Origin of the sequence: Pantoea sp. AS142, from assembly GCF_037152305.1 — a bacterium.
In the GTDB taxonomy this organism is placed as follows: Bacteria; Pseudomonadota; Gammaproteobacteria; order Enterobacterales; family Enterobacteriaceae; genus Pantoea.
In genome coordinates this window covers 192,634-211,836 of the sequence record NZ_JBBCMO010000003.1, presented here as the reverse complement: position 1 = coordinate 211,836, position 19,203 = coordinate 192,634, and the positions used below count along the sequence as shown (strand labels likewise).

Here is a 19,203-nt window from a genome sequence, read left to right as displayed (position 1 = left end):
CAGTTATTGACTCATTAAAAGCCAGAAAGCTAACTCTTAAGTGACATTGTCACTCAAGGTCTGTGCCGTTACTGGTAATCACTTTCTTGTACCACCAGAAAGATTTTTTCCGCGTGCGCGCCAGCGTGCCGTTACCCCGATCGTCCCGGTCAACATAGACAAAACCGTAGCGCTTGCTCATTTCACCGGTTGAAGCGGCAACCAGATCGATACAGCCCCAGCTGGTGTAGCCTATTACTGGTACGCCATCTTCAATGGCGTCGCCCATGGCGCGAATATGTTCCCGCAGATAGCGGATGCGGTAGTCGTCATTAATCTCGCCATCCGCATCAATTTCATCGCGTGCGCCCAGGCCATTCTCTACCAGGAACAGCGGCTTCTGGTAGCGGTCATACATCATGTTCATGGTAATGCGTAACCCCAGCGGATCGATGCCCCATCCCCATTCACTGCGTGGCACATGGGGATTAGTCAGGGATTTCACGACATTGGCGGCGCTGCTGTTCTGCTCGTTCATCTCTGCCGAAGCGCACCGTGAGGCGTAATAACTGAATGAGACAAAATCGACACTGTTTTTCAGCAGTTCGGTATCCCCGTCAGCGATTTCCAGCGTCACCCCTTTTTCACGGAACACGCGGGCAGCGTAGGCCGGATAGGCACCGCGCGCCTGCACATCAATAAAAAACAGGTTTTCGCGATCCTTTTCCAGTGCCGCCCAGACATCTTCCGGTTTACTGGACCAGGGGTAGAAGTTGCCGCCTGCCAGCATGCAGCCGACCTGGTTAGCCGGATTCACTTCATGCGCTAGCCGGGTGACCAACGCACTGGCGACCAGTTCATGATGTGCCGCCTGATACTTCACCTGCTCCTTATTCTCACCGGGTTCGAACACCAGACCGGCACCGGAAAACGGGCTGTGTAGCAGGATATTGATCTCATTAAAGGTCAGCCAGTATTTCACCAGGCCATCAAAGGCTTCGAAACAGCTGCGGGCATAGCGGGCAAAAAAGTCGACCATTTTTCGATTGCGCCACGAGCCATATTCAGTTACCAGATGCATCGGCACATCAAAATGACAGAGCGTGACCAGCGGTTCGATATTATATTTCCGGCACTCCTCAAAGACCGCGCGGTAAAAGTCGATGCCTTGCTGATTGGGCGTCAGTTCATCACCGTTGGGATAGAGGCGGCTCCAGGCAATAGAGGTGCGGAATACGCTGAACCCCATCTCGGCCATCAGCGCGATGTCCTCTGAATAGCGGTGATAGAAATCGATCGCATCATGGCTGGGATAAAATTCATCGTCACGCAGGGTAAAACGCTTTTCCAGGCCCAGTTTTATCGGCATACGGTGCGGGCCATGCGGGATCATATCGACGGTAGTTAAGCCCTTTCCACCCTCACGATAACCGCCTTCACTCTGGTTGGCGGCCAACGCGCCGCCCCATAAAAATCCTTGCGGAAACCTTGAATCAGACATGCATTCCTCTTTTCCGGGTCAGCGTGACCCATTTAGTGGCTATGGATCGCGTTAGCGCGTTCTGTAGCGGGCGCGGGTTGCGCTGTGTGTCCGGGTACGATTTCAGGAATATCTTCAAACCCTAACAGCAGTGTGAGTACAAACGACAGCACCACAGACAAAATCATTACCGCTCCGACCCAGACAATACTCATTGGATTGGCAGGATCGAAGAACTGCACGCTGGTAAACAGGCCGGGAGAGGCCATTGAGTGACTGGCCAGCCCGCCAATGCCCGCTAGCGCGCCGCAGATAAACCCGCTGATCAGACAGGCGACTAGTGGCCGTTTTAAGCGGACCGCAACGCCATACAGGGCCGGTTCTGAAATGCCGGCAATAATGGCTGAGGCCGCCGCCGCCAGCGCGGTCTGGCGGAGTTCACGGTTTTTGGTACGAAACGCCACCGCCAGCGACGATCCCCCCAGCGAGAGGTTGGCGCCAATCTCTGACGGCATCACCATGCCCTCTTTGCCGGTTTCGGCAATGGTCTGGATGATGGTGGGTGTGAACACCCGATGCATCCCGGTCATCACCAGCAGCGGCCAGATTGCGCCCATAATCGCGACGGAAAGCCAGCCAAGATAGCCATGCACGGAGTAGACCAGCGTGGAGATGCCGCTGCCGATCCAGATGCCAATCGGGCCAATCAGCACAATGGCGACGGGGGCTGCAATCAGCACAATCAGCATCGGTTTCAGGAAGTTTTTGGTGACAGCAGGAGTAATACGATCCACGCCACGCTCAATGTGCGACAGGATCCAGGTCATGACCAGCGCCGGGATTACCGTGTAGGTATATTTCACTGCGGTCACCGGAATATAAGCGAATTCAACTGCCTGACCCTGCGCCGCTTTTGCCATTAGCTCAACAAAATTGGGATGGACCAGTACACCGGCAATGGCAATCGCCAGCGACATGTTGGTTTTGAATTTTAGCGCCGCAGAGGCGGCGACCATCACCGGCAGAAAGAAGAACGCGCCGTCGCCAATCACGTTCAGGATCACCAGCGTTGATGAGCCTTTCTCGAATATGCCTGCCATATCAAGGATCATCGCCAGCAGCTTAACCATTGAGCCGCCAATAATGGCCGGGATCAGCGGCGACATCGTGCCCACCAGCGCATCAAGAATGCCTGCACCAATGCCTCTCAGGGTGAATTTGCGTGTCACCGGTACAGACAATGACGCGGCGGGCGATCCCATTTCCAGCACCGCTTGATAAGCCTGCGAAACGTTATTACCGATGATCACCTGGTACTGGGTATCGTGGTGCACCACACCCATGACGCCATCGATCGCTTTGAGCCGGGGACAGTCAACCTGGGTTTCATCTTTCACTACAAACCGCAGGCGGGTCATGCAGTGGGTTACGGCTTCGATATTGGTGAGGCCGCCTAGCGCATCGACGATGGCGCGTGACACCTCGGCATCATTTCTGGGCATGATCGCTCTTCTCTGTAGGGGAAATCGGTCAAAATTTTTATGTTTTTGCGCCTGCGGGCAGGCAAATAGGAAACCGGTTTCACAAAATCATGAAGTGCTTTTAAAGCGTCGACAAGCGTAAAAATTAGTCCGATTTGTGTTTTGTGAACTCCATCACCTGAGCGGGGTGGGTGGCTTCGCTTTCAGGCGGGGTAAATATTTTAAAGATAGAGAGGCTTAGGTAGACTGCATAACGACGCAGCAAAGGAGCATCATCATGGCAACGATTAAGGAAGTGGCAAACAGGGCCGGCGTCTCAAAAGCGACAGTGTCACGTGTGCTATCCGGTAACGGCTATGTCGGGCAGGAAAAGCGTGAAAAAGTATTGAAGGCCATTGCCGAAACCGGATATCGGCCCAATCTGCTGGCGCGCAATCTGGCGGCAAAAACGTCTCAGACCATCGGCCTGGTAATTACCAATACGCTCTACAGCGGCAGCTACTTCACTGAGTTAATGGCTCATTCCGCGCGCATGCTGGAGCAGCAGGGCCGTCAGCTTATCCTGGCGGACGGCAAACATACCGCTGAGCAGGAGCAGGCGGCAATTCAGTTTCTGCTCGATCTACGCTGTGACGGTATCATTATCTACCCACGTTTCCTGAGTATCGACGCGCTGGATGCCATTATCTCCCGGCACAAACAGCCGATACTGGTGATCAATCGGCGACTGCGTATCAACCAGAGCTATTGCATTTATAGCGATCAGTACGCCAGCAGCGTCACGGCAGTCAGCCATCTGCTGAATCAAGGGCATCGCGATATCGCATTCATTTCCGGGTCACTGGATTCACCGACTGGCGTCGAGCGTCTTTCCGGCTATCACGCTGCGCTGGCCGCACAGGGTTTTGACGCTGATCCACAGCGAATCGTGCCGGGTAAATGGACAGCGCAGAGCGGTATGGCGGCCGTGGACACGCTACTGGAACGCGGGGTGCCTTTTAGTGCGCTGGTGGCGAGTAATGATGAAATGGCGATTGGTGCGATCAAGCGGCTCACCGAATGCCATATCGCGGTGCCTGATCAGGTCTCCGTGATTGGCTTTGATGATATCCCGTTGGCACCTTATATCACGCCGTCGTTATCCAGTATGAAACTGCCGGTCACAGAGATGATCGATGAGACGATTAACCGTCTGTTAACCATGCTGGATGGGGGGGACTGGCATAACCGGACGCCTTTCACGGCCAGCCTGATGCTGCGCGAATCCGTCACTAAAGGCCCCGGGTCTGCTTAATCCGCCGCGATCTGAATTACCTCGATTGCCTGCTCTCTGAGTTGTACTACCGTTGCCGCATCCAGCGTCTCATCGGTAATCACATACCCGACCTGATAACCGGATGAGAGCGGATAGGGGTGAATCTGACCAAACTTGGAGGCGTCGGTCAGAGCATAGCTTTCAGTGCCTTTAGCCAGCACGGCATCCACCACATCACAGCGCAGCATATTTCGGCCGGTAAAACCGGTCTCTGGATGCCAGCCATCCACGCCAACAAATGCCCGGTGAAAATGGACCTGCTGGATTGAATAACGCGTCAGCGGGCCGACCACCGATTCACTGCTTTTCTGCAGCACTCCCCCGAGCACAATTACCTCACAGGCGGCTTCACGGAGAAGCTGGGCAATATAGTGGCTGACCGTAATCACCGTAAGATCGGCGCGGTCAGCCAGCGCTCGTGCCAGCAGCGCATTGGTACTGCCGCCTTCGATGAACACCGATTCACCCGCCTGCACCAGGCTGGCCGCATGGTGTGCCAGCGCCTGCTTGATGGGGTAGCGGGTCATCATGCGGGTGCCGATGTTATCGCTGTCCAGCGCCAGCGCGGAGCCGTGAACCCGACGCAGCAGTCGGTCGCGTTCCAGCAGCGTGAGATCCTGACGTACCGTCACTTCCGACACCCCGCTAAGCTGCGCCAGCTCACTGACCGTTACGCTGCCCCGGCTATTAACCAGTTGAATAATCTGATGATGTCGCGGGTTCATAATTAGGTTTCGCAGAAAAACAGGAGGTGCAGTGTAACAGGGATTATTCCGCAACGGTGTATAACGTGGGGTCAGGATAAATCCAGCGATCGGCGTCCGTTATCATTGAGATCCTGTAGCCTGAAACGCTGTTCCCACTCGGCTTCATAATCCTCCGGCGGAAAATCTCCCGGCGAACGTCCCTGCTCCAGTGCCTGCGCAACGCGTCGGGCATAGGCGCGGTTTTTGTCACACATCGGCGCAGCCGGAATATACATCACATTGCCCCAGCCCTGCTGATCTTCCACCGGTGCCACGGCGTGTATCACATCACAGTGCCACCATACCGAATCGCCCGCTTCTAAAGCCGGTATTGAACAGAGTCCGGCAATCAGGTGCGGATGCCATTGTTCATTAATGGGCAGCACCCGGCCCAGCGCTACGCCGCAGAGTTCATCTTCAGGTACATCTGAAAGCAGCGGACGCAGCAGGACATAGGCCATTGCCTGCGGCACGGGCACCACATGCAGCAAGCCCTGACCGGGGATCATATCGGACAATGCGGTCCAGCCCTGAAAAGTTCGGAACACGGAACATTTGGTGGTGCCCGGTAGATCATATTCATCTACTTCGGTACGGTGAGCCGCATCCCAGGGGTCGTAAGCGGCAAAATCACCGTGCAACAGCTTACTGAAAACTTGCTGATAAGCGGGGAGTAACCAGCGTTCCAGCGCGCCGGAATCGGTGTGGGCACCTAATCCCTTTGACGTGGTACCCGGCAAACGGCGACGGATGCGATCGGGATAAATAATGCTGACATCCGGGTCAAACCACTGCTTGCTCTGCGATTCAAACGTCCATAACCGGTTCAGGAAAGACTGCGCGTCAGCCATTGCCGTGCTCTGCCGCGCCTGCATTTGCGCCTGCGACCAGTAAATCGGGTAAATTTCAGGGCGGGAGGCGGCCAGGGTGCCAAAAAAGTCATCACCAGGACCGCGATAGTGTTGGTTAAACCGGTTTTGATCCAAATAGTCGAGCATCGACTTATCCCATGCCAGCGCCTGCTCACGCGCGAAGTGCTGCTTGATCACGACACAGCCGCGACGTTTAATCAGCGTCCGGGTTTCATCCGAAACCGTTCCCCCGGCAAGATCCTGCATCAGCACTACCGGCCAGGCGCTGCCTGTTCGCCTTTCATCCGCTTTTGCTTCAGCAATGGCAGTATTGATGTTGTCGCATACCTGCAGGAAAAGTGCGTCAACATCGCCAATCTGTTGACGCAACTGGTGTTTCATCTCGCGGATAGCGGCTTTGACGTCGACAGGTAGAGGGTTAGATCGGGTTGCATCACGCATCTCAGGCTCCTGAGTATTCGGGGTGGAGTTACGAATGTAAATAAAAAAACCTTCATTCGTAATAAGCGGTCGAGGTTAACATTCTTTTAACGCTTAAAAACGTGCGTGGTGACACAACTTATCAATCGAAACGCTCTGAAAGCCATAAGCAATGTCACTATTTGCATTCTCATTAATCCACACAGCGAGTAAGCTTTATGAATCAAATCAATCAGCCGGAAGGACAGAACGGCGAACGTAAAGGGGCAGGCGAGATGGCGGTTAAGATGATTGCGGTGGATATGGACGGCACCTTTCTGGACGACAATAAGCAGTACAACGTTCAGCGGTTTTCACGTCAATATGCACTACTGAAGCAGAAAAGTATCCGTTTTGTGGTGGCCAGTGGTAATCAGTATTACCAATTGCAGCGCTATTTTCCCGACATCAAAGATGAGATCGCTTTCGTGGCGGAAAATGGCGCATGGGTATCTGACGGTAATGAAGAGATCTTCTGCGGAGAGTTAGCTCAGGAGAAAGTGCATAAGATCCTTGATATTCTGGTGCATGAATCCGACATCGCGGTCGTGGTCTGTGGACGCAACGGTGCCTATATGCATTCATCCACTTCTGATGAGGTGATGGCGATGCTTGCAAACCACTATTACCGACTGGAAAAACGCGATGACCTCTATACCATTGACGACACCATTTTCAAATTCTCGCTGAAACTGGAGCACGAAGGTGTGGATGCATTACTGCAAAGACTGCATTCCAGTCTGAGCGAGCTGGAAAACATTATGCATCCGGTATCCAGCGGCTTCGGTTTTATTGATCTCATCATTCCCGGCTGCCATAAAGCACATGGCATTGCATTGCTGCAGGAAAAATGGGGCATCAGCGATTGTGAAGTGCTGGCGATTGGTGACAGCGCCAACGATATTGAGATGCTGCGTCAGGCCTGCTTCAGTTTCTCAATGGCCAATGCTGCTGACGCTGTCGCCGCCGTGGCGCGCTATCAGACTCAGAGCAACAACGATGAAGGTGCGCTGAATGTCATTTCCCGGGTGCTGGCACGCGAATTCCCGTTCGATTAAAACCGGACGGCGTGCATAACTGGCGGCGTCTTACCCCTTATCATCCTGATGGCTGCGCACGTGATGTTCCATTTCATCCAGCGCAGCCTGGTTCTCCAGACCCCACTGATACATCTGCTCAATCGGCTGCGCAAAAGTATGACCCAGCGGCGTAAGGCTATATTCCACTTTTGGTGGCACCACCTGCCAGACCTGGCGTGATACCAGTCCTCGCTGCTCCAGCTCGCGCAGGGTCTGAATCAGCATCTTCTTTGAAATGCCCTGCAGGCTACGCTCCAGTTCACCTGTGCGCGCCCGATTTTCCGGCCAGTGATAGAGCGCATGCAGCACCATCGTGCTCCACTTCACCGAAAAAAGTTCCATCAGGCGGCGCGGCGGTGAATCCGCATAAAAGCACAGTTTCCCTTCAACCCAGACCGGCATAACGCCTTCTCCTATTTAATGGTTACCAAAAGGTAACTACTACCAAAAAGAGTTCCATGTGTCTATAGTATGTCGCTTTATTTATGAGCACCAGGTGAGAAGAGGTAACAGATGAAAATTAACGCGCTGATAGCCACTCAGGTAGGCCAGCCGCTCCGGGCGGGACAGGTAGAATTACGCGAGCTGCAGGCTGACGATGTCAAAATCGAAATCCTTTACTGCGGTGTCTGTCACTCCGATCTGCATATGGCACGCAATGAATGGGGCGTCAGTCGCTATCCGCTGGTGCCGGGTCACGAAATTGTCGGGCGGGTAATCGCGGTGGGTGACAAGGTCACAAAATTTGTCCTCGGTGAGACGGTTGGCGTGGGGGTGATGGTCGACTCCTGTGGTGAATGCCACTTCTGTCAGCAGCAGGAAGAGCAATATTGTGAAGTGGGTTTCACGCCGACCTACAATGGCACGGATAGATACACCGGTAATACGACATTTGGCGGCTATGCACAGCATGTCATAGCCGACCAGCATTTTGTGGTCACGGTACCCGACAATCTGGCGCTAAACGCGGTGGCACCGCTGCTGTGCGCAGGTGTGACCGTCTGGTCACCGTTGCAACACTTCAATGTCAAAGCAGGTGATCGTGTGGGTGTGGTGGGTCTTGGCGGACTGGGGCATATGGCGGTTAAGCTGGCCAGTGCGCTGGGCGCGGAGGTCACTCTGTTTACCACTTCTCCAGCAAAAGCAGCGGATGCTCGCCGACTCGGTGCTAAAAACGTGGTCATCTCGCGAGACGCCGCACAAATGGCTGACTGTCAGGCGTCACTGGATGTGATTCTTGACTGTGTCGCTGCACCGCACGACCTCGATCCCTATCTCAACACACTGAAAACAAACGGTCAGTTGGTGCTGGTAGGTATTCCTGATCAACCGCATCCGTCACCCAATGTGACCCCTATGGTGTTTCGCCGTCTGAGCATCAGCGGCACCTCAATTGGCAGTATTCAGGAGACGCAGCAGATGCTCGACTTCTGTGGTCAGCACAACATCACGGCTGACGTGGAGATGATCACCGGTGGAGAGGTCGAAACGGCCTTTGAACGTATGCTGACCAGCGATGTGAAATATCGCTTTGTCATCGATATGCAGAAAACCCGCTGGTAACACCACTGGTCCGCTATGAAAGCGGACCTTTTCTCTTAAACCCGGCATGTTAAATGCCTGAATGAGAGCGCGTTGTTTGTAGTTACAACATACTAAATCATTATTTTAACTTCCCATTTCATTGAATCCCGTGCAGCGAAAGCCCAGCAGTCGAAACCGTCCATTATCAGCCAAAAAAATACCCGGCTCGATGACCGGGTATCTATTTTGTCGCTGGAAATGTCAGTTACTCCTGCTCTTTATCCGCATCACTTTTTTGCGGTTCATCTTTCTCTACAGCATGGACAAATGGTTTAAGCAGTTGAATATCCAGAATCACATAAACCATGGTGCTGATGAACAGGGAGATCACACTGCCAAAGACTCCGCTGGTGGTAAATGTCAGATAGTTATAAATCACCAGCCAGGTCAGGCAGATAAATAGCGCGAGCGAGATGGAAAGGCTGGGCACGGAGTAATTACTGGTGCCGCCGCCCTGGGTATGAGTCACTTTGAACAGATTTCCAATGGCGTATTTCTCCAGCACCAGAATCGTCTTTTCCCAGTCACGTTGTTTCCGCGCGCTGGCACGGGTCAGGAAAAGATAGAGAATGGAGATGAAGAATCCGGAGAAGGCAATGAGCACCGGAATCGCCTCCAGCGCATATTCAATACTTTTATGGGCCGCGCCTGTGGTGCTGAGATCAAGCGTCAGCGAGGCACCCAGTGCTGCATACAAAAAGAGAAACAGCAGCAGAAAGGTCAGGCTGCATTTCCAGTCGCCATCGGCCTCTGCACCTTTTTGCTGGATGGCCAGCTGAAGCGATTGCTGAATTTGTTGTGCCTGGAGTGAGTCTGTTTCAATAGTGTGGCAGGGTGCAGCAAAGAAGTTGTGCATGAATAGCTCATCTTCTTTGCGAATGGTGATTTTCATCAGAAACCTGTATTCAGAAGGATTTTCTCTATTTTAATCAGCAGGCCATGAATTAACAGAAACTTTGCTGGTAGACCGGTCGCCCACAATGACCTACCGGGATATCAAGTTCAACAGACTGCCAACGACTGAATCTGTTGCGAAGGTCTGCGCAGTAGTATCTGCTTCGTGACGCAGTTGCTGATAGCGCAGTAGGGCGGCTTCAGCGTTATTGGCATGCACAACGTCCCACACTATCCTATAGCCTTCAGCTACTAACGCCTCCTGCTGATCCTGACGCCCGACATTCACTGCTCTGACTGCATGTTCTTTTTGATACAGACGATAATCGGGCATGGTTATTCCTCCACAGGATTGTCCAGCGCTTTAAACTGCTTAATGGCTTCATTGATATTGTTGGTATCGACGGTGGCAATGCAGCGATCACCGTTGAAAACATCATAGCGGGCGTTATGCAGCAGAAACAGCAGATTCCTGCCACGAAATTGTATACGTTTTTGTTTGACACCAATTCCATGCCGCCTTAAAAGTGCCTGTGAAAGGCGATCGGTCTCTTTAATCATTCCTCCAGCTCCCTGGCATGACGTGGTCACTACCATTAAACCTGATGAACATGCGTTTTATATTAGGATATAACCCTGGTTTTAGCAGGGCTAACTTGCGCGTTTCAGAAAAATTACCTGACGGCCTGGGCTGGTGAAATGTGCGATCTGCCAGTGAATGTCATTCCTTGCGTTAACGGAATGCAAATGCGGTACACTTGTCCGGATTACTCGCCACAGGACACACCGCTATGAACGATAAAAAGATGATTTCCATTGATCAGTTCAACGCTGATGAACGACTGGCCGTCGAGCAGACCTATAAGGGGCTGGCAGATAAGTACCGTCAACGAACCGGTAAAGAGCCTGATAGTAAAAAAGAAAAAGAATTTAATAGTGAAGCACGTCAGATCATTATGACCAGTAAACGGGAAAAGGAGAGAGTCCAGGCTGAGAAGGAAAAGAAAAAACCGCTACGTAAGAAGAAACCTTCTTCACTGACCGCCAGCGAAGTCAGCGATTTCAACTGGTCTGCTTCCGTGGTCAAAGGCCGCAGATAATCTGCTTTCGCGCGTGAGAATGGCGTGCGCCACCTTTTATCCTAGTTGCCCTGGCTACCGGCGCAGGAATAACAGGCTTGTCAGTAATAACTCACAATCAACCATAAATATATTCTGCAAATGAATCGTCCTGATTTATCAATTGCCAATAAACTGCCCTAACCGCCTGATACAACGATGTTCAGGTGTGGGGTGCCGCCTCAATGGAAACGCAGAGTGATGTCAGGGGGCGGGTGAATAAAGCAGCCTGAAACCGAGCCTCAGGCTGTGTGATTAAATGGCTGGATAGTCGCCGGTACCCTCAGGCCAGGGCGTCAAAAGATCGAAACCCTCTTCGGTGACGGCGAGGGTATGTTCCCATTGTGCCGAAAGAGAGCGATCCCTTGTGACAACCGTCCAGCCATCTGACAGTACGCTGGTTCCGGCTTTACCGGCATTAATCATCGGTTCTATTGTGAAAATCATGCCTGCTTTTAATGGCATCCCTTCGCCCGGCGTGCCGTAGTGCAGCACCTGCGGATCGGTATGGTAAATCTCACCGACGCCGTGACCGCAATATTCACGTACCACCGAGAAGCCTGCAGCTTCCGCAACCCGCTGGATCGCCGCGCCAACATCACCCAGCGTCGCGCCAGGACGGACGGTTTTAATGCCCGCAACCATCGACTGATAGGTGATATCGACCAGACGTTTGGCTCGTACTGATGGCGCGCCGACAAAGTACATCCGGCTGGTGTCGCCATACCAGCCATCTTTGATGATCGCCACATCGATATTAACGATATCACCCTCCTTGAGTTTTTTGCTGGACGGAATTCCGTGGCACACCACATGATTGACCGAGGTGCAGGTAGTGCGGGTATAACCGTGATAACCGATGTTTGCGGGGATCACTTTAAGCTCATTAACTATGAAGTCATGGCATATATCATCCAGTTCTTCAGTAGTGATACCGGGACGGACGTGAGGTGTAATCATCGCCAGCACCTGAGCCGCAGCCTGTCCTGCTGCTCGCGCCATCTCAATCTCCGCTGCGGTGTGAATCTTAACGGTGTTCATGACACGTCTCCTTGTGTGGTGGTGCTCTTTTTAGGGAGCATATTGCGTATGTCAGCGCTGCCTTCCAGTTCAAGCCGGATCAGCATTTGCGCCAGTTGATGTTGGGTTTGCTGCGGATAGAGTTCAGCCAGCATGCCGAGTTTCAGCCAATGTTCTGCCTGTGCGTTAATTGAGCGGCTCATCGCCTGACTGGCGATACGCAGATTCTCATGCATCAGGTCGGAGATTTTTACGATTCCCATGGGAGCCTTATATGAAACGTATACATTTCGTATAGATTAACGCTAAAGGGCCGATTTGGAAAGCGACGAAACTTTTTGCCTGTCGGAAAGTCGGCAGAATAAGCAGCCGCTTTACCCATACGCGTAGTAAACCGCTGGGAGCATGATCGCGCCATTGTTCCACCTGATGGCTGGTACCCGTGGAAACAGGAGGGCGGCTAAAACAGCCTATTTTATTGACCACAACGAGAAAGAACGGCCGTTCTTCGCCATTATCGGCAGTACTGCTTACGGAAAGGACCCTAGACTGGAGGTGTTGGTTATCGTAACGTCAGCGAGTAACAAAGGCATGGCCGATATCCATGACTGACGCCCGCTGGTTTTAAGTGCGGATACTGTACGCGAATGGCTCAGTGCTGACACCACGCCGGAATGCGCTCAGGAAATTGCATATGAAGCGGCATTGCCTGAAAAGGACTTCACCTGTGATCCCGCTACAGCCAGGTCGGGAATATCGCTAATCAGGGTGAGGTGCTTATTGAGGAGAAGAATCCTGACAGATCTAAAAGATGATGGTTTCGGCAAGTGGGCTAGTACGCTTCAGGATAATCCAGCCAGAATCATCGGTTTTGGGGGATTAAGTCTCAGACATTTCGCCGATGCAACGATTAAGCCGATACAACGATTAATACTCTGGGTTTTGAATGCAGAAGGTGGTATCTGATTGCCCGAACCATGCTGATGCCTACAGCTATAAACATTTCGATGTAAACAGAAACATCACTGCGGGCTTCCTCCCCCCATTCCGTAAATTTTTTCTCTTTTCGCCTTAGTCAGACAGTTTTGCCAGGTACGCTGCGGCTCTTTTTAGGAGGTGTCTCTTATCGGTAATCCGCTTCCATTCTTTGCGCATCCTCCGGATCTCAGACTGGGTATCAGCCTGCCTTTTAAAGGCAGATGGACCAGGATCGTACTCCGTATCTCTGGCGGCAAGTCAGTAGAATAAAGCTCACTGCCTTAATAACCTCTGCCAATGATTTGCCTGTTTGCTTCACTAAAGAATTATCGTCTCTTACTCCTTTCACTACTGTAATTTCCCTTCATCCTGCCGATAAACAGATCCAGTACCAGCGAGCCATAGATGCGGAGCGTCGGTGATAACCTAAAAATCAGATGTCGGGGTCTCCTATGTATCGGAATAAAAAAATTAAATTAAGCGCCATGCTCACTACGGCGTTCCTGACGGTCATCTTAACGGGCGTTTTTGTGACCGGCTTTGCTGGATTTAAACTCAATACGGCCAGCGATCAGCAGGAATTGACTCGCGCGCGGCTGATGGATCTCCAGGCTCTCCAGACGCTCAAAGATAATTTAGCACAGCAAGCTGTTCTTCTGCTGTCCGTGGTTTCGGACGCTCAGCCGCAGGCAGAGGCAACGGTTAAAACTCAGTTCTTTGCATTACAGGCCAACAGTGATAATACCACTGCGCATTTTCGGGAGCTTATCAACGGTGCCAAAAACATTCCGGGGATCAATCTTGCCGAAGTCGAAGAGGCTTCGACGCAATTGAAAAAAATTGAAGTGGCATCTGGCCCCCTTAATCAGGCCGCGCAAAATCTGTTTATGCTAAACACCATTCCGTACCAGGATAAGCTCCGTAGCGAACTGATCCCTGCGCTTTCTCACTACCGCACGGCGGTGAATGAGATGGTTGATTATCAGGCGAGGGTAACGAGTAAAACGGCGGAAACATCGACGCAGGCTCTCTCCGGTGTTTATATGACTCTTGTTGGGCTGACCACCCTCTTTGTCATTATGGGATTTGTAATGAGCGGCCTGATTACCCGCTGGATCAAGGTTCAGCTGGGTGGAGAACCTTCCCATGCGCAGGGCCTGGCCGCAGCGATTGCAGCGGGTGATCTGACGACTACGGTAACACTTCGTCAGGGGGATACTGCCAGCATGATGGCTTCGCTGGATAGCATGCAGAACAATCTGCGCAACCTGGTTTCGCATATTAAAGATTCTTCCACTTCAGTAGCGCTGGCCGTTGATAAAATTTCTCAGGGCAATACTGAACTCTCTTCCCGCACAGAGCAGCAGGCCGCTGCTTTGCAGGAAACCGCCGCCAGTATTGAGCAACTCACCGTCACGGTAAAAAGTAACGCAGCGGGCGCACAGCAGACTGCGGACTCCGCCCGCGAAACCGCTGCGCTGGCGCGTTCAGGTGAACACGATATGCAACGCATGTCAGAGACGATGGATGATATTTCAAAAAGCGCGGTGAAAGTCAGGGATATCACTTCCGTTATCGAAGGGATTGCATTTCAGACCAACATTCTGGCGCTTAACGCTGCGGTCGAAGCAGCACGAGCGGGCGAGCAAGGCCGAGGATTTGCTGTAGTCGCAGGCGAAGTCAGGACGCTGGCGCAGCGCAGCGCGACGGCAGCCAGAGATATTAAAAATCTGATTGAAGAAGCTGTGGCTCAGGTAGAAAGTGGTGTTGTCGTAGCAACGGGCACGGGCAAGAGTATTCTTGATATTAATGCGATGGTCGGAAAACTGGCTGTTGCGATGGATAATATTTCACTTGCCTCGGCTGAGCAGATGCAGGGCATTTCTCAGGTTAGCATTGCGGTAAACCAGATGGATGGCGTCACTCAGAATAATGCCGCGCTGGTTGAAGAGTCGTCTTCGGCATCGCAGTCTCTATCAGCTCAGGCTCACTCTTTACGTGAAGCAGTTAATGCCTTTCGCATTTAGGCGTCATGCTCATCGCTCACGCCGAATGATGCTCGTGATGAACATCTGATCTGCTGCTTTATTCGTTTTACGATGCTGAGCTTGATGACCGGAAGCCACGACTTTCTTTCGAATAATGAAAGATGTCTGCCAGAAGCGAGCAGGGACTTAAAGGCAGTCTTGATTGGTTATTATAAGCCCTCCCTTGGAGGGCTTATGGCAGGAGAGGATGTTTAAACCCGCATAAAGGGGGTAACCCGTTCTTTCTCTAGGCTGACGAAAGAGCAGCGGAGTGAGCGGCTTAACCTGATGCTAGCCTTGCTGAAGCAGGAGACTACCTGGCGCGGTTGAGACATTTCCCTACACCATGGCTGTACCCGGAGCCATTAGCTAAAAAGTTAAATTTTTTCATCCGTTTACCTCCCTCATTCTCATTAATCGATCAGGCCACGCTTGCCCTGTCCGCAAATTCTATGAGTGTCGTGAAAATAAAGCCATTGCTACCAACTCTGTTTTTTCTGCATGCGTATTCAGCTGCGGCACGTACGCGGCAAATATAAATAACGACACGGCAATGGTCGGTGGTGCTGCCATGTACCTGTCGGAAAATATTGTTGAAAATGCTGTTAACCCGAAAGATCACACGAGACTGGTGGCAGCTGTTTACGCCGCCGGCCTTGTCACAACGCTGGAAGTGAAGGGGCCTTTTACCCTTTTCTTCCTACAGCAGGCTGTCTCCCTTAATTGCTTAACCGTTGATACAAAAGCCGGATGCAGCCCCGCTTCACCATCGCAAGCATTGCCAGATAATTTCTCGCCGTTTGCCATAACGTGTTGCTTTGCGGTGATATTCTTTCGGTCGGCTAAAGCGCCCCTCAATAACATGGCAATTGCGACAGGCCACACTCGGACGGTGCGCGATCATCGGGCCATAGTTCAATATATTGTGGAAACAGACAGTTACTCTGACTCAGATAATTAAGGGACACAGCCGGGTGTGATCTTTTCCCGGCTGCCTATATCCATCACCCCCGCCAGCAAGTCTCAACGTATTCCGATAGGAAAAATCCCGTTCGCCATGCTTTCGATCGCGTTATCAGTCATGACAGCTAAGCTTAGTTGACACTCACCCGACACGGGCAGCCGTTCCTTTCCGGACGAAAGCAGGAGACGATCATGAAAGCAGTAATTTACAACGGTCCCTATGATGTAAAAGTAAAAGACGTACCGGATGCGAAAATTATCCGACCCACAGATGTGCTTGTCCGCATTACCACTACTAACATTTGTGGATCTGATTTGCACATGTATGAGGGTCGGACCAGCTTTGAGCAGGGCCGTATTTTGGGACACGAAAACCTGGGTGAAGTGGTCGAAATTGGTTCAGGGGTAGAGCGCATTAAGGTGGGTGACTACGTCTGTCTGCCGTTCAATGTCGGTTGTGGTTTTTGCGAGAACTGTGAAAAAGGTCTGACTGGCTATTGCCTCACCACCAATCCCGGTACCGCTGGCGCGGCCTATGGGTTTGCTGAAATGGGCCCCTGGGAGGGCGGTCAGGCGGAACTGCTTCGGGTCCCCTTTGCGGACTTTAACTGCCTCGTGCTTCCGCCTGACGCAGCAGAAAAAGAAGACGATTATGTAATGCTCTCGGACATTTTCCCTACCGGATGGCATGCCACAGAACTCGCCGGGTTAAAGCCTGGTGAAAGTGTCGCCATTTATGGCGCGGGGCCGGTGGGTTTGATGGCGGCACACTCAGCCATTATTAAAGGTGCTTCGCAGGTTTTTGTTGTGGATACACACAAAGACCGTCTGGCTTTAGCAGAGAAACTGGGGGCGACGGGCATCAATGCGACCGGCGATGAAGCCGTGCAAAGAATTCTCGACCTGACGGATGGACGCGGCACCGACTGTGGCTGTGAATGTGTGGGTTATCAGTGCTGTAACAAACATGGCCATGAAGACAACTCGGTCACCATGAACAGTCTTGTTGCGTCAACGAAAGCAACAGGAGGAATTGGTGTCGTTGGTGTATTTGTTCCTCAGGATCCGGGGGCTGCATCAGGCCTTGCTAAAGAAGGCAAAATGCCCTTTGATTTCGGGAGTTTCTGGTTTAAAGGACAGGCAATCCGTACCGGCCAGGCGAACGTCAAAGCCTATAATCGTCAATTGGCCCGCCTAATCCATCAGGGTAAAGCTCGCCCGGGCGAGATCATTTCACACCGTCTTTCGCTTGAAGAGGCGCCTATGGGATATAAGCACTTTGACGATCGTGATGAAGGATGGACGAAAGTTATCCTTAAGCCTTAACTGACGCGGGTCGTTATGCACAAATAAAATCGGGGAAATGGTGAAATGTCGACGGGATACCATTGTGTATCCTGTACTGATAGATCCGCTACACCATTTTGTATAAATGCCTTTTCTCAGTAGTGACCGTCCCGGCGGTCACCGGACGGGACAATATAGCGACTCATTGCCATACGGCAGGTCTGCAAGGACATTGTCCACTTCTTTGATGCTGCCAGCCATGCGACCTTCTTCACCGGAGCATCGGTCGGTAACACCGTGCTAACGATTAAATCGGGTATTCGTGCCAATAACCCGGCTATGGTTTTCTTCACCCGTTAGGGTTCAAAGCGCCCATTACGTTCGCGTGATGTACGAAGTTCCAGCGGACTAGCATCGGTGTTATCACTCTTTGTGAAGCAGCCATACGGGACATGGTTTCTGACTTAGACTGATTTTTATCGTAGCCAGTAGGGTAGCGCATTTCCTTATTGCGGGCTGCTTCAATGCTGTTTTTGTCAACAGCAAATCAAACTGGCTGAAATCGTCAGGAGTGCTCAGATTTCTGACACGTTCAATTAGTCAGGGCCTGCAACTGTTTTTGTCCATAACATAACCTGGTTTTAATGCTGAATTGAACACATCAAAATCGGGCAATGGCACCATCCTGTGTACAGAGTCGACGCAGAGATAGGACGACGCATCGGAATGGAGGTGCATTTAAGGATAGTCATAACCCAGCAGACTTTGCACTCACAGAAACCTGTAATGTCCGGTAACCGGCATGGGCCACCTGGCAATGCAATTCATCGCTGGATGGCTGACTCTTCACTGTGGCTCATGGAAAATACCAGGCATCAGTCTGTTTCTCGTTGCTGCTTGCGCAATGCTTCCCGACCGGATGCGTAACTTCGGTAAACGGGTAGCGATCCATTTCTTATCCCCTTATGCCAGTCCGGCATCATCGCTGAGTCTCAAACGTCGCAGGGAGATCACCTCCAGACAATAAAAAGCCCGCACTGCACGGGCTTCTGAATATTTTACAATCCCACCAGCGTAATGTGTTTTTTTGTGGTCAGCGCTTTATATAACGCCTTTGCCAGGCTGCCAGGTTCAACGCCTGAATGAGCCACGTCCGAATCGGTCCAGAACGATTTTATGCGCAATAGGGTGTTGATACTCGTGACGCGCTCCATCTCCAGCAAAGCCAACACAGGATGGCGCATTTCGCCGTGTTCTTCTGTCGCGGCCGCCTCGATCACTGCGGCGCGGGATGCCTGACTGTCAAAGATAACGTGGCAGCATATGCCGTTCAGGTTGAGAATGCCGATGATTTCATATAGGCACTGAACAGACTCTGCACTGTAGGATGCGGGCACAATAAACATAACAGATCCCTCTGACGCAAATCGTAGTGAGCAGCCAGCATAGGCCAACTGTAATCAGAGGAGAAGTTACTGTTTTTGAATAAGAAATATAGAGATCTAAGGTTACGATAACGTACGTTACTTTAACTCCAGCTTGCGCTGGAACTATGAATAAGCGAGGCGATAACGTGTCATTGCCGTGGGGGGCGGATTTATCTCAAATAAACGCTCGCATTTGGCTGATGAATCGTTCCAGTGGGCAATATATTTATAGATGCAGGCAGCGCTTTAGTTTTGTGCTTCAGTCAATATCCAGAATCAACATGAGTGTAAATTTAAGATTTATCGCTGTCTTAACTCACGAGCTTTTTACTCTGGCCGTCACGGCTTGACTAAAGCCCACCCCTTGAAATCAACGGCAGGTTTGCAAACAGTATCGCAACACGACTAACAAGCGTGATCGTCGATGGTAGCGGCCTTCCAGCCAAACTGTTGCTGACGGCTCTGCTTTTTGCTACCGGCTGGAGCAGGGCGAT

17 protein-coding genes and 2 pseudogenes are annotated in these 19,203 nt (G+C 51.8%); 7 read left to right on the top strand and 12 right to left on the bottom strand.

The genetic code is table 11. The features are described 5' to 3' along the window. Positions 1 to 49: 49 nt before the first annotated feature. The gene (locus WFO64_RS08970) at positions 50 to 1,480 is read right to left on the bottom strand and encodes a 6-phospho-beta-glucosidase (RefSeq protein ID WP_337010866.1); all 1,431 of its coding nucleotides are present in this window, start codon (positions 1,478 to 1,480) and stop codon (positions 50 to 52) included. Between the two features lie 32 nt (positions 1,481 to 1,512). After that, positions 1,513 to 2,961 (bottom strand): PTS cellobiose/arbutin/salicin transporter subunit IIBC, encoded by a 1,449-nt coding sequence (ascF, locus tag WFO64_RS08965; protein ID WP_337010864.1) that lies wholly within the window; start codon positions 2,959 to 2,961, stop codon positions 1,513 to 1,515. Positions 2,962 to 3,217: 256 nt separating this feature from the next. On the opposite strand from ascF, the gene WFO64_RS08960 reads away from it, so the two are divergent. Continuing rightward, positions 3,218 to 4,234, top strand: a complete 1,017-nt coding sequence (locus WFO64_RS08960) for a LacI family DNA-binding transcriptional regulator (protein WP_337010862.1) — start codon at positions 3,218 to 3,220, stop codon at positions 4,232 to 4,234. Here the strand turns inward: WFO64_RS08960 and WFO64_RS08955 are convergent. Both WFO64_RS08955 and WFO64_RS08950 read right to left on the bottom strand, forming a co-directional pair. Continuing rightward, on the bottom strand, positions 4,231 to 4,980 hold the full coding sequence (locus WFO64_RS08955; RefSeq protein ID WP_337010860.1) for a DeoR family transcriptional regulator: 750 nt from the start codon (positions 4,978 to 4,980) through the stop codon (positions 4,231 to 4,233). The genes WFO64_RS08960 and WFO64_RS08955 overlap by 4 nt on opposite strands. Before the next feature lie 71 nt (positions 4,981 to 5,051). Next, a complete protein-coding gene (locus tag WFO64_RS08950) occupies positions 5,052 to 6,314 on the bottom strand; it encodes a DUF1479 domain-containing protein (RefSeq protein ID WP_337010858.1) in 1,263 nt (420 codons plus the stop codon). Positions 6,315 to 6,568: 254 nt separating this feature from the next. On the opposite strand from WFO64_RS08950, the gene WFO64_RS08945 reads away from it, so the two are divergent. Next, positions 6,569 to 7,390 (top strand): Cof-type HAD-IIB family hydrolase, encoded by an 822-nt coding sequence (locus WFO64_RS08945; protein WP_337011042.1) that lies wholly within the window; start codon positions 6,569 to 6,571, stop codon positions 7,388 to 7,390. A 30-nt stretch (positions 7,391 to 7,420) separates the two neighbouring features. Here the strand turns inward: WFO64_RS08945 and WFO64_RS08940 are convergent, their stop codons facing one another. Continuing rightward, a complete protein-coding gene (locus WFO64_RS08940) occupies positions 7,421 to 7,813 on the bottom strand; it encodes a winged helix-turn-helix transcriptional regulator (RefSeq protein ID WP_337010856.1) in 393 nt (130 codons plus the stop codon). A 111-nt stretch (positions 7,814 to 7,924) separates the two neighbouring features. On the opposite strand from WFO64_RS08940, the gene WFO64_RS08935 reads away from it, so the two are divergent. Next, on the top strand, positions 7,925 to 8,974 hold the full coding sequence (locus WFO64_RS08935; protein WP_337010854.1) for an NAD(P)-dependent alcohol dehydrogenase: 1,050 nt from the start codon (positions 7,925 to 7,927) through the stop codon (positions 8,972 to 8,974). A 226-nt stretch (positions 8,975 to 9,200) separates the two neighbouring features. Here WFO64_RS08935 and WFO64_RS08930 read toward each other — a convergent pair whose 3' ends face one another. From WFO64_RS08930 to WFO64_RS08920, 3 genes are all read right to left on the bottom strand, one after another. Further along, positions 9,201 to 9,887 carry a RipA family octameric membrane protein gene (locus tag WFO64_RS08930; protein ID WP_337010852.1) on the bottom strand — a complete coding sequence of 229 codons (687 nt, stop codon included), beginning with the start codon at positions 9,885 to 9,887 and terminating at the stop codon, positions 9,201 to 9,203. Between the two features lie 93 nt (positions 9,888 to 9,980). Further along, positions 9,981 to 10,223 (bottom strand): hypothetical protein, encoded by a 243-nt coding sequence (locus WFO64_RS08925; protein WP_337010850.1) that lies wholly within the window; start codon positions 10,221 to 10,223, stop codon positions 9,981 to 9,983. A gap of 2 nt (positions 10,224 to 10,225) precedes the next feature. Then, positions 10,226 to 10,450: a hypothetical protein gene (locus WFO64_RS08920; RefSeq protein WP_337010848.1), complete on the bottom strand. Its 225-nt coding sequence runs from the start codon at positions 10,448 to 10,450 to the stop codon at positions 10,226 to 10,228. A gap of 230 nt (positions 10,451 to 10,680) precedes the next feature. Here WFO64_RS08920 and WFO64_RS08915 point away from each other — a divergent pair, with 230 nt between their 5' ends. Next, the gene (locus WFO64_RS08915) at positions 10,681 to 10,989 is read left to right on the top strand and encodes a hypothetical protein (RefSeq protein ID WP_337010846.1); all 309 of its coding nucleotides are present in this window, start codon (positions 10,681 to 10,683) and stop codon (positions 10,987 to 10,989) included. A 273-nt stretch (positions 10,990 to 11,262) separates the two neighbouring features. On the opposite strand, the gene map is transcribed toward WFO64_RS08915, so the two are convergent. Then, complete coding sequence (map, locus tag WFO64_RS08910; RefSeq protein ID WP_337010844.1) at positions 11,263 to 12,048, bottom strand: type I methionyl aminopeptidase; 786 nt, start codon at positions 12,046 to 12,048, stop codon at positions 11,263 to 11,265. Then, entirely contained in the window at positions 12,045 to 12,290 is a 246-nt protein-coding gene (locus WFO64_RS08905; protein WP_337010842.1) for a ParD-like family protein, read from the bottom strand. The genes map and WFO64_RS08905 overlap by 4 nt, the downstream gene beginning before the upstream one ends. A 1,167-nt stretch (positions 12,291 to 13,457) precedes the next feature. Between WFO64_RS08905 and WFO64_RS08900 the strand changes: the two genes are divergently transcribed. Both WFO64_RS08900 and WFO64_RS08895 read left to right on the top strand, forming a co-directional pair. Then, entirely contained in the window at positions 13,458 to 15,032 is a 1,575-nt protein-coding gene (locus WFO64_RS08900) for a methyl-accepting chemotaxis protein (protein WP_337010840.1), read from the top strand. A gap of 475 nt (positions 15,033 to 15,507) precedes the next feature. Beyond that, positions 15,508 to 15,729 (top strand): annotated as a pseudogene (locus WFO64_RS08895) (fasciclin domain-containing protein); the annotation flags it as partial. A 22-nt stretch (positions 15,730 to 15,751) separates the two neighbouring features. On the opposite strand, the pseudogene WFO64_RS08890 reads toward WFO64_RS08895, so the two are convergent. Beyond that, a pseudogene (locus WFO64_RS08890) lies at positions 15,752 to 15,912 on the bottom strand (IS5 family transposase); the annotation flags it as partial. 275 nt (positions 15,913 to 16,187) lie between these two features. Here WFO64_RS08890 and WFO64_RS08885 point away from each other — a divergent pair. After that, positions 16,188 to 17,321, top strand: coding sequence for a glutathione-independent formaldehyde dehydrogenase (locus WFO64_RS08885; RefSeq protein WP_337010838.1), 1,134 nt, complete (start codon positions 16,188 to 16,190; stop codon positions 17,319 to 17,321). Between the two features lie 1,019 nt (positions 17,322 to 18,340). Here the strand turns inward: WFO64_RS08885 and WFO64_RS08875 are convergent. Further along, positions 18,341 to 18,688 (bottom strand): hypothetical protein, encoded by a 348-nt coding sequence (locus tag WFO64_RS08875; RefSeq protein ID WP_337010836.1) that lies wholly within the window; start codon positions 18,686 to 18,688, stop codon positions 18,341 to 18,343. Between the last annotated feature and the right edge of the window lie 515 nt (positions 18,689 to 19,203).

Excerpts from the sequence above, each read along its gene's own strand:
- WFO64_RS08945 (WP_337011042.1), top strand. The coding sequence starts at position 6,569 with ATGGCGGTTAAGATGATTGCGGTGGATATGGACGGCACCTTTCTGGAC.
- WFO64_RS08885 (WP_337010838.1), top strand. The coding sequence starts at position 16,188 with ATGAAAGCAGTAATTTACAACGGTCCCTATGATGTAAAAGTAAAAGAC.
- WFO64_RS08900 (WP_337010840.1), top strand. The coding sequence starts at position 13,458 with ATGTATCGGAATAAAAAAATTAAATTAAGCGCCATGCTCACTACGGCG.
- ascF (WP_337010864.1), bottom strand. The coding sequence starts at position 2,961 with ATGCCCAGAAATGATGCCGAGGTGTCACGCGCCATCGTCGATGCGCTA.
- WFO64_RS08915 (WP_337010846.1), top strand. The coding sequence starts at position 10,681 with ATGAACGATAAAAAGATGATTTCCATTGATCAGTTCAACGCTGATGAA.
- WFO64_RS08955 (WP_337010860.1), bottom strand. The coding sequence starts at position 4,980 with ATGAACCCGCGACATCATCAGATTATTCAACTGGTTAATAGCCGGGGC.
- WFO64_RS08940 (WP_337010856.1), bottom strand. The coding sequence starts at position 7,813 with ATGCCGGTCTGGGTTGAAGGGAAACTGTGCTTTTATGCGGATTCACCG.
- map (WP_337010844.1), bottom strand. The coding sequence starts at position 12,048 with ATGAACACCGTTAAGATTCACACCGCAGCGGAGATTGAGATGGCGCGA.
- WFO64_RS08935 (WP_337010854.1), top strand. The coding sequence starts at position 7,925 with ATGAAAATTAACGCGCTGATAGCCACTCAGGTAGGCCAGCCGCTCCGG.
- WFO64_RS08930 (WP_337010852.1), bottom strand. The coding sequence starts at position 9,887 with ATGAAAATCACCATTCGCAAAGAAGATGAGCTATTCATGCACAACTTC.
- WFO64_RS08925 (WP_337010850.1), bottom strand. The coding sequence starts at position 10,223 with ATGCCCGATTATCGTCTGTATCAAAAAGAACATGCAGTCAGAGCAGTG.
- WFO64_RS08905 (WP_337010842.1), bottom strand. The coding sequence starts at position 12,290 with ATGGGAATCGTAAAAATCTCCGACCTGATGCATGAGAATCTGCGTATC.
- WFO64_RS08920 (WP_337010848.1), bottom strand. The coding sequence starts at position 10,450 with ATGATTAAAGAGACCGATCGCCTTTCACAGGCACTTTTAAGGCGGCAT.
- WFO64_RS08970 (WP_337010866.1), bottom strand. The coding sequence starts at position 1,480 with ATGTCTGATTCAAGGTTTCCGCAAGGATTTTTATGGGGCGGCGCGTTG.
- WFO64_RS08960 (WP_337010862.1), top strand. The coding sequence starts at position 3,218 with ATGGCAACGATTAAGGAAGTGGCAAACAGGGCCGGCGTCTCAAAAGCG.
- WFO64_RS08875 (WP_337010836.1), bottom strand. The coding sequence starts at position 18,688 with ATGTTTATTGTGCCCGCATCCTACAGTGCAGAGTCTGTTCAGTGCCTA.
- WFO64_RS08950 (WP_337010858.1), bottom strand. The coding sequence starts at position 6,314 with ATGCGTGATGCAACCCGATCTAACCCTCTACCTGTCGACGTCAAAGCC.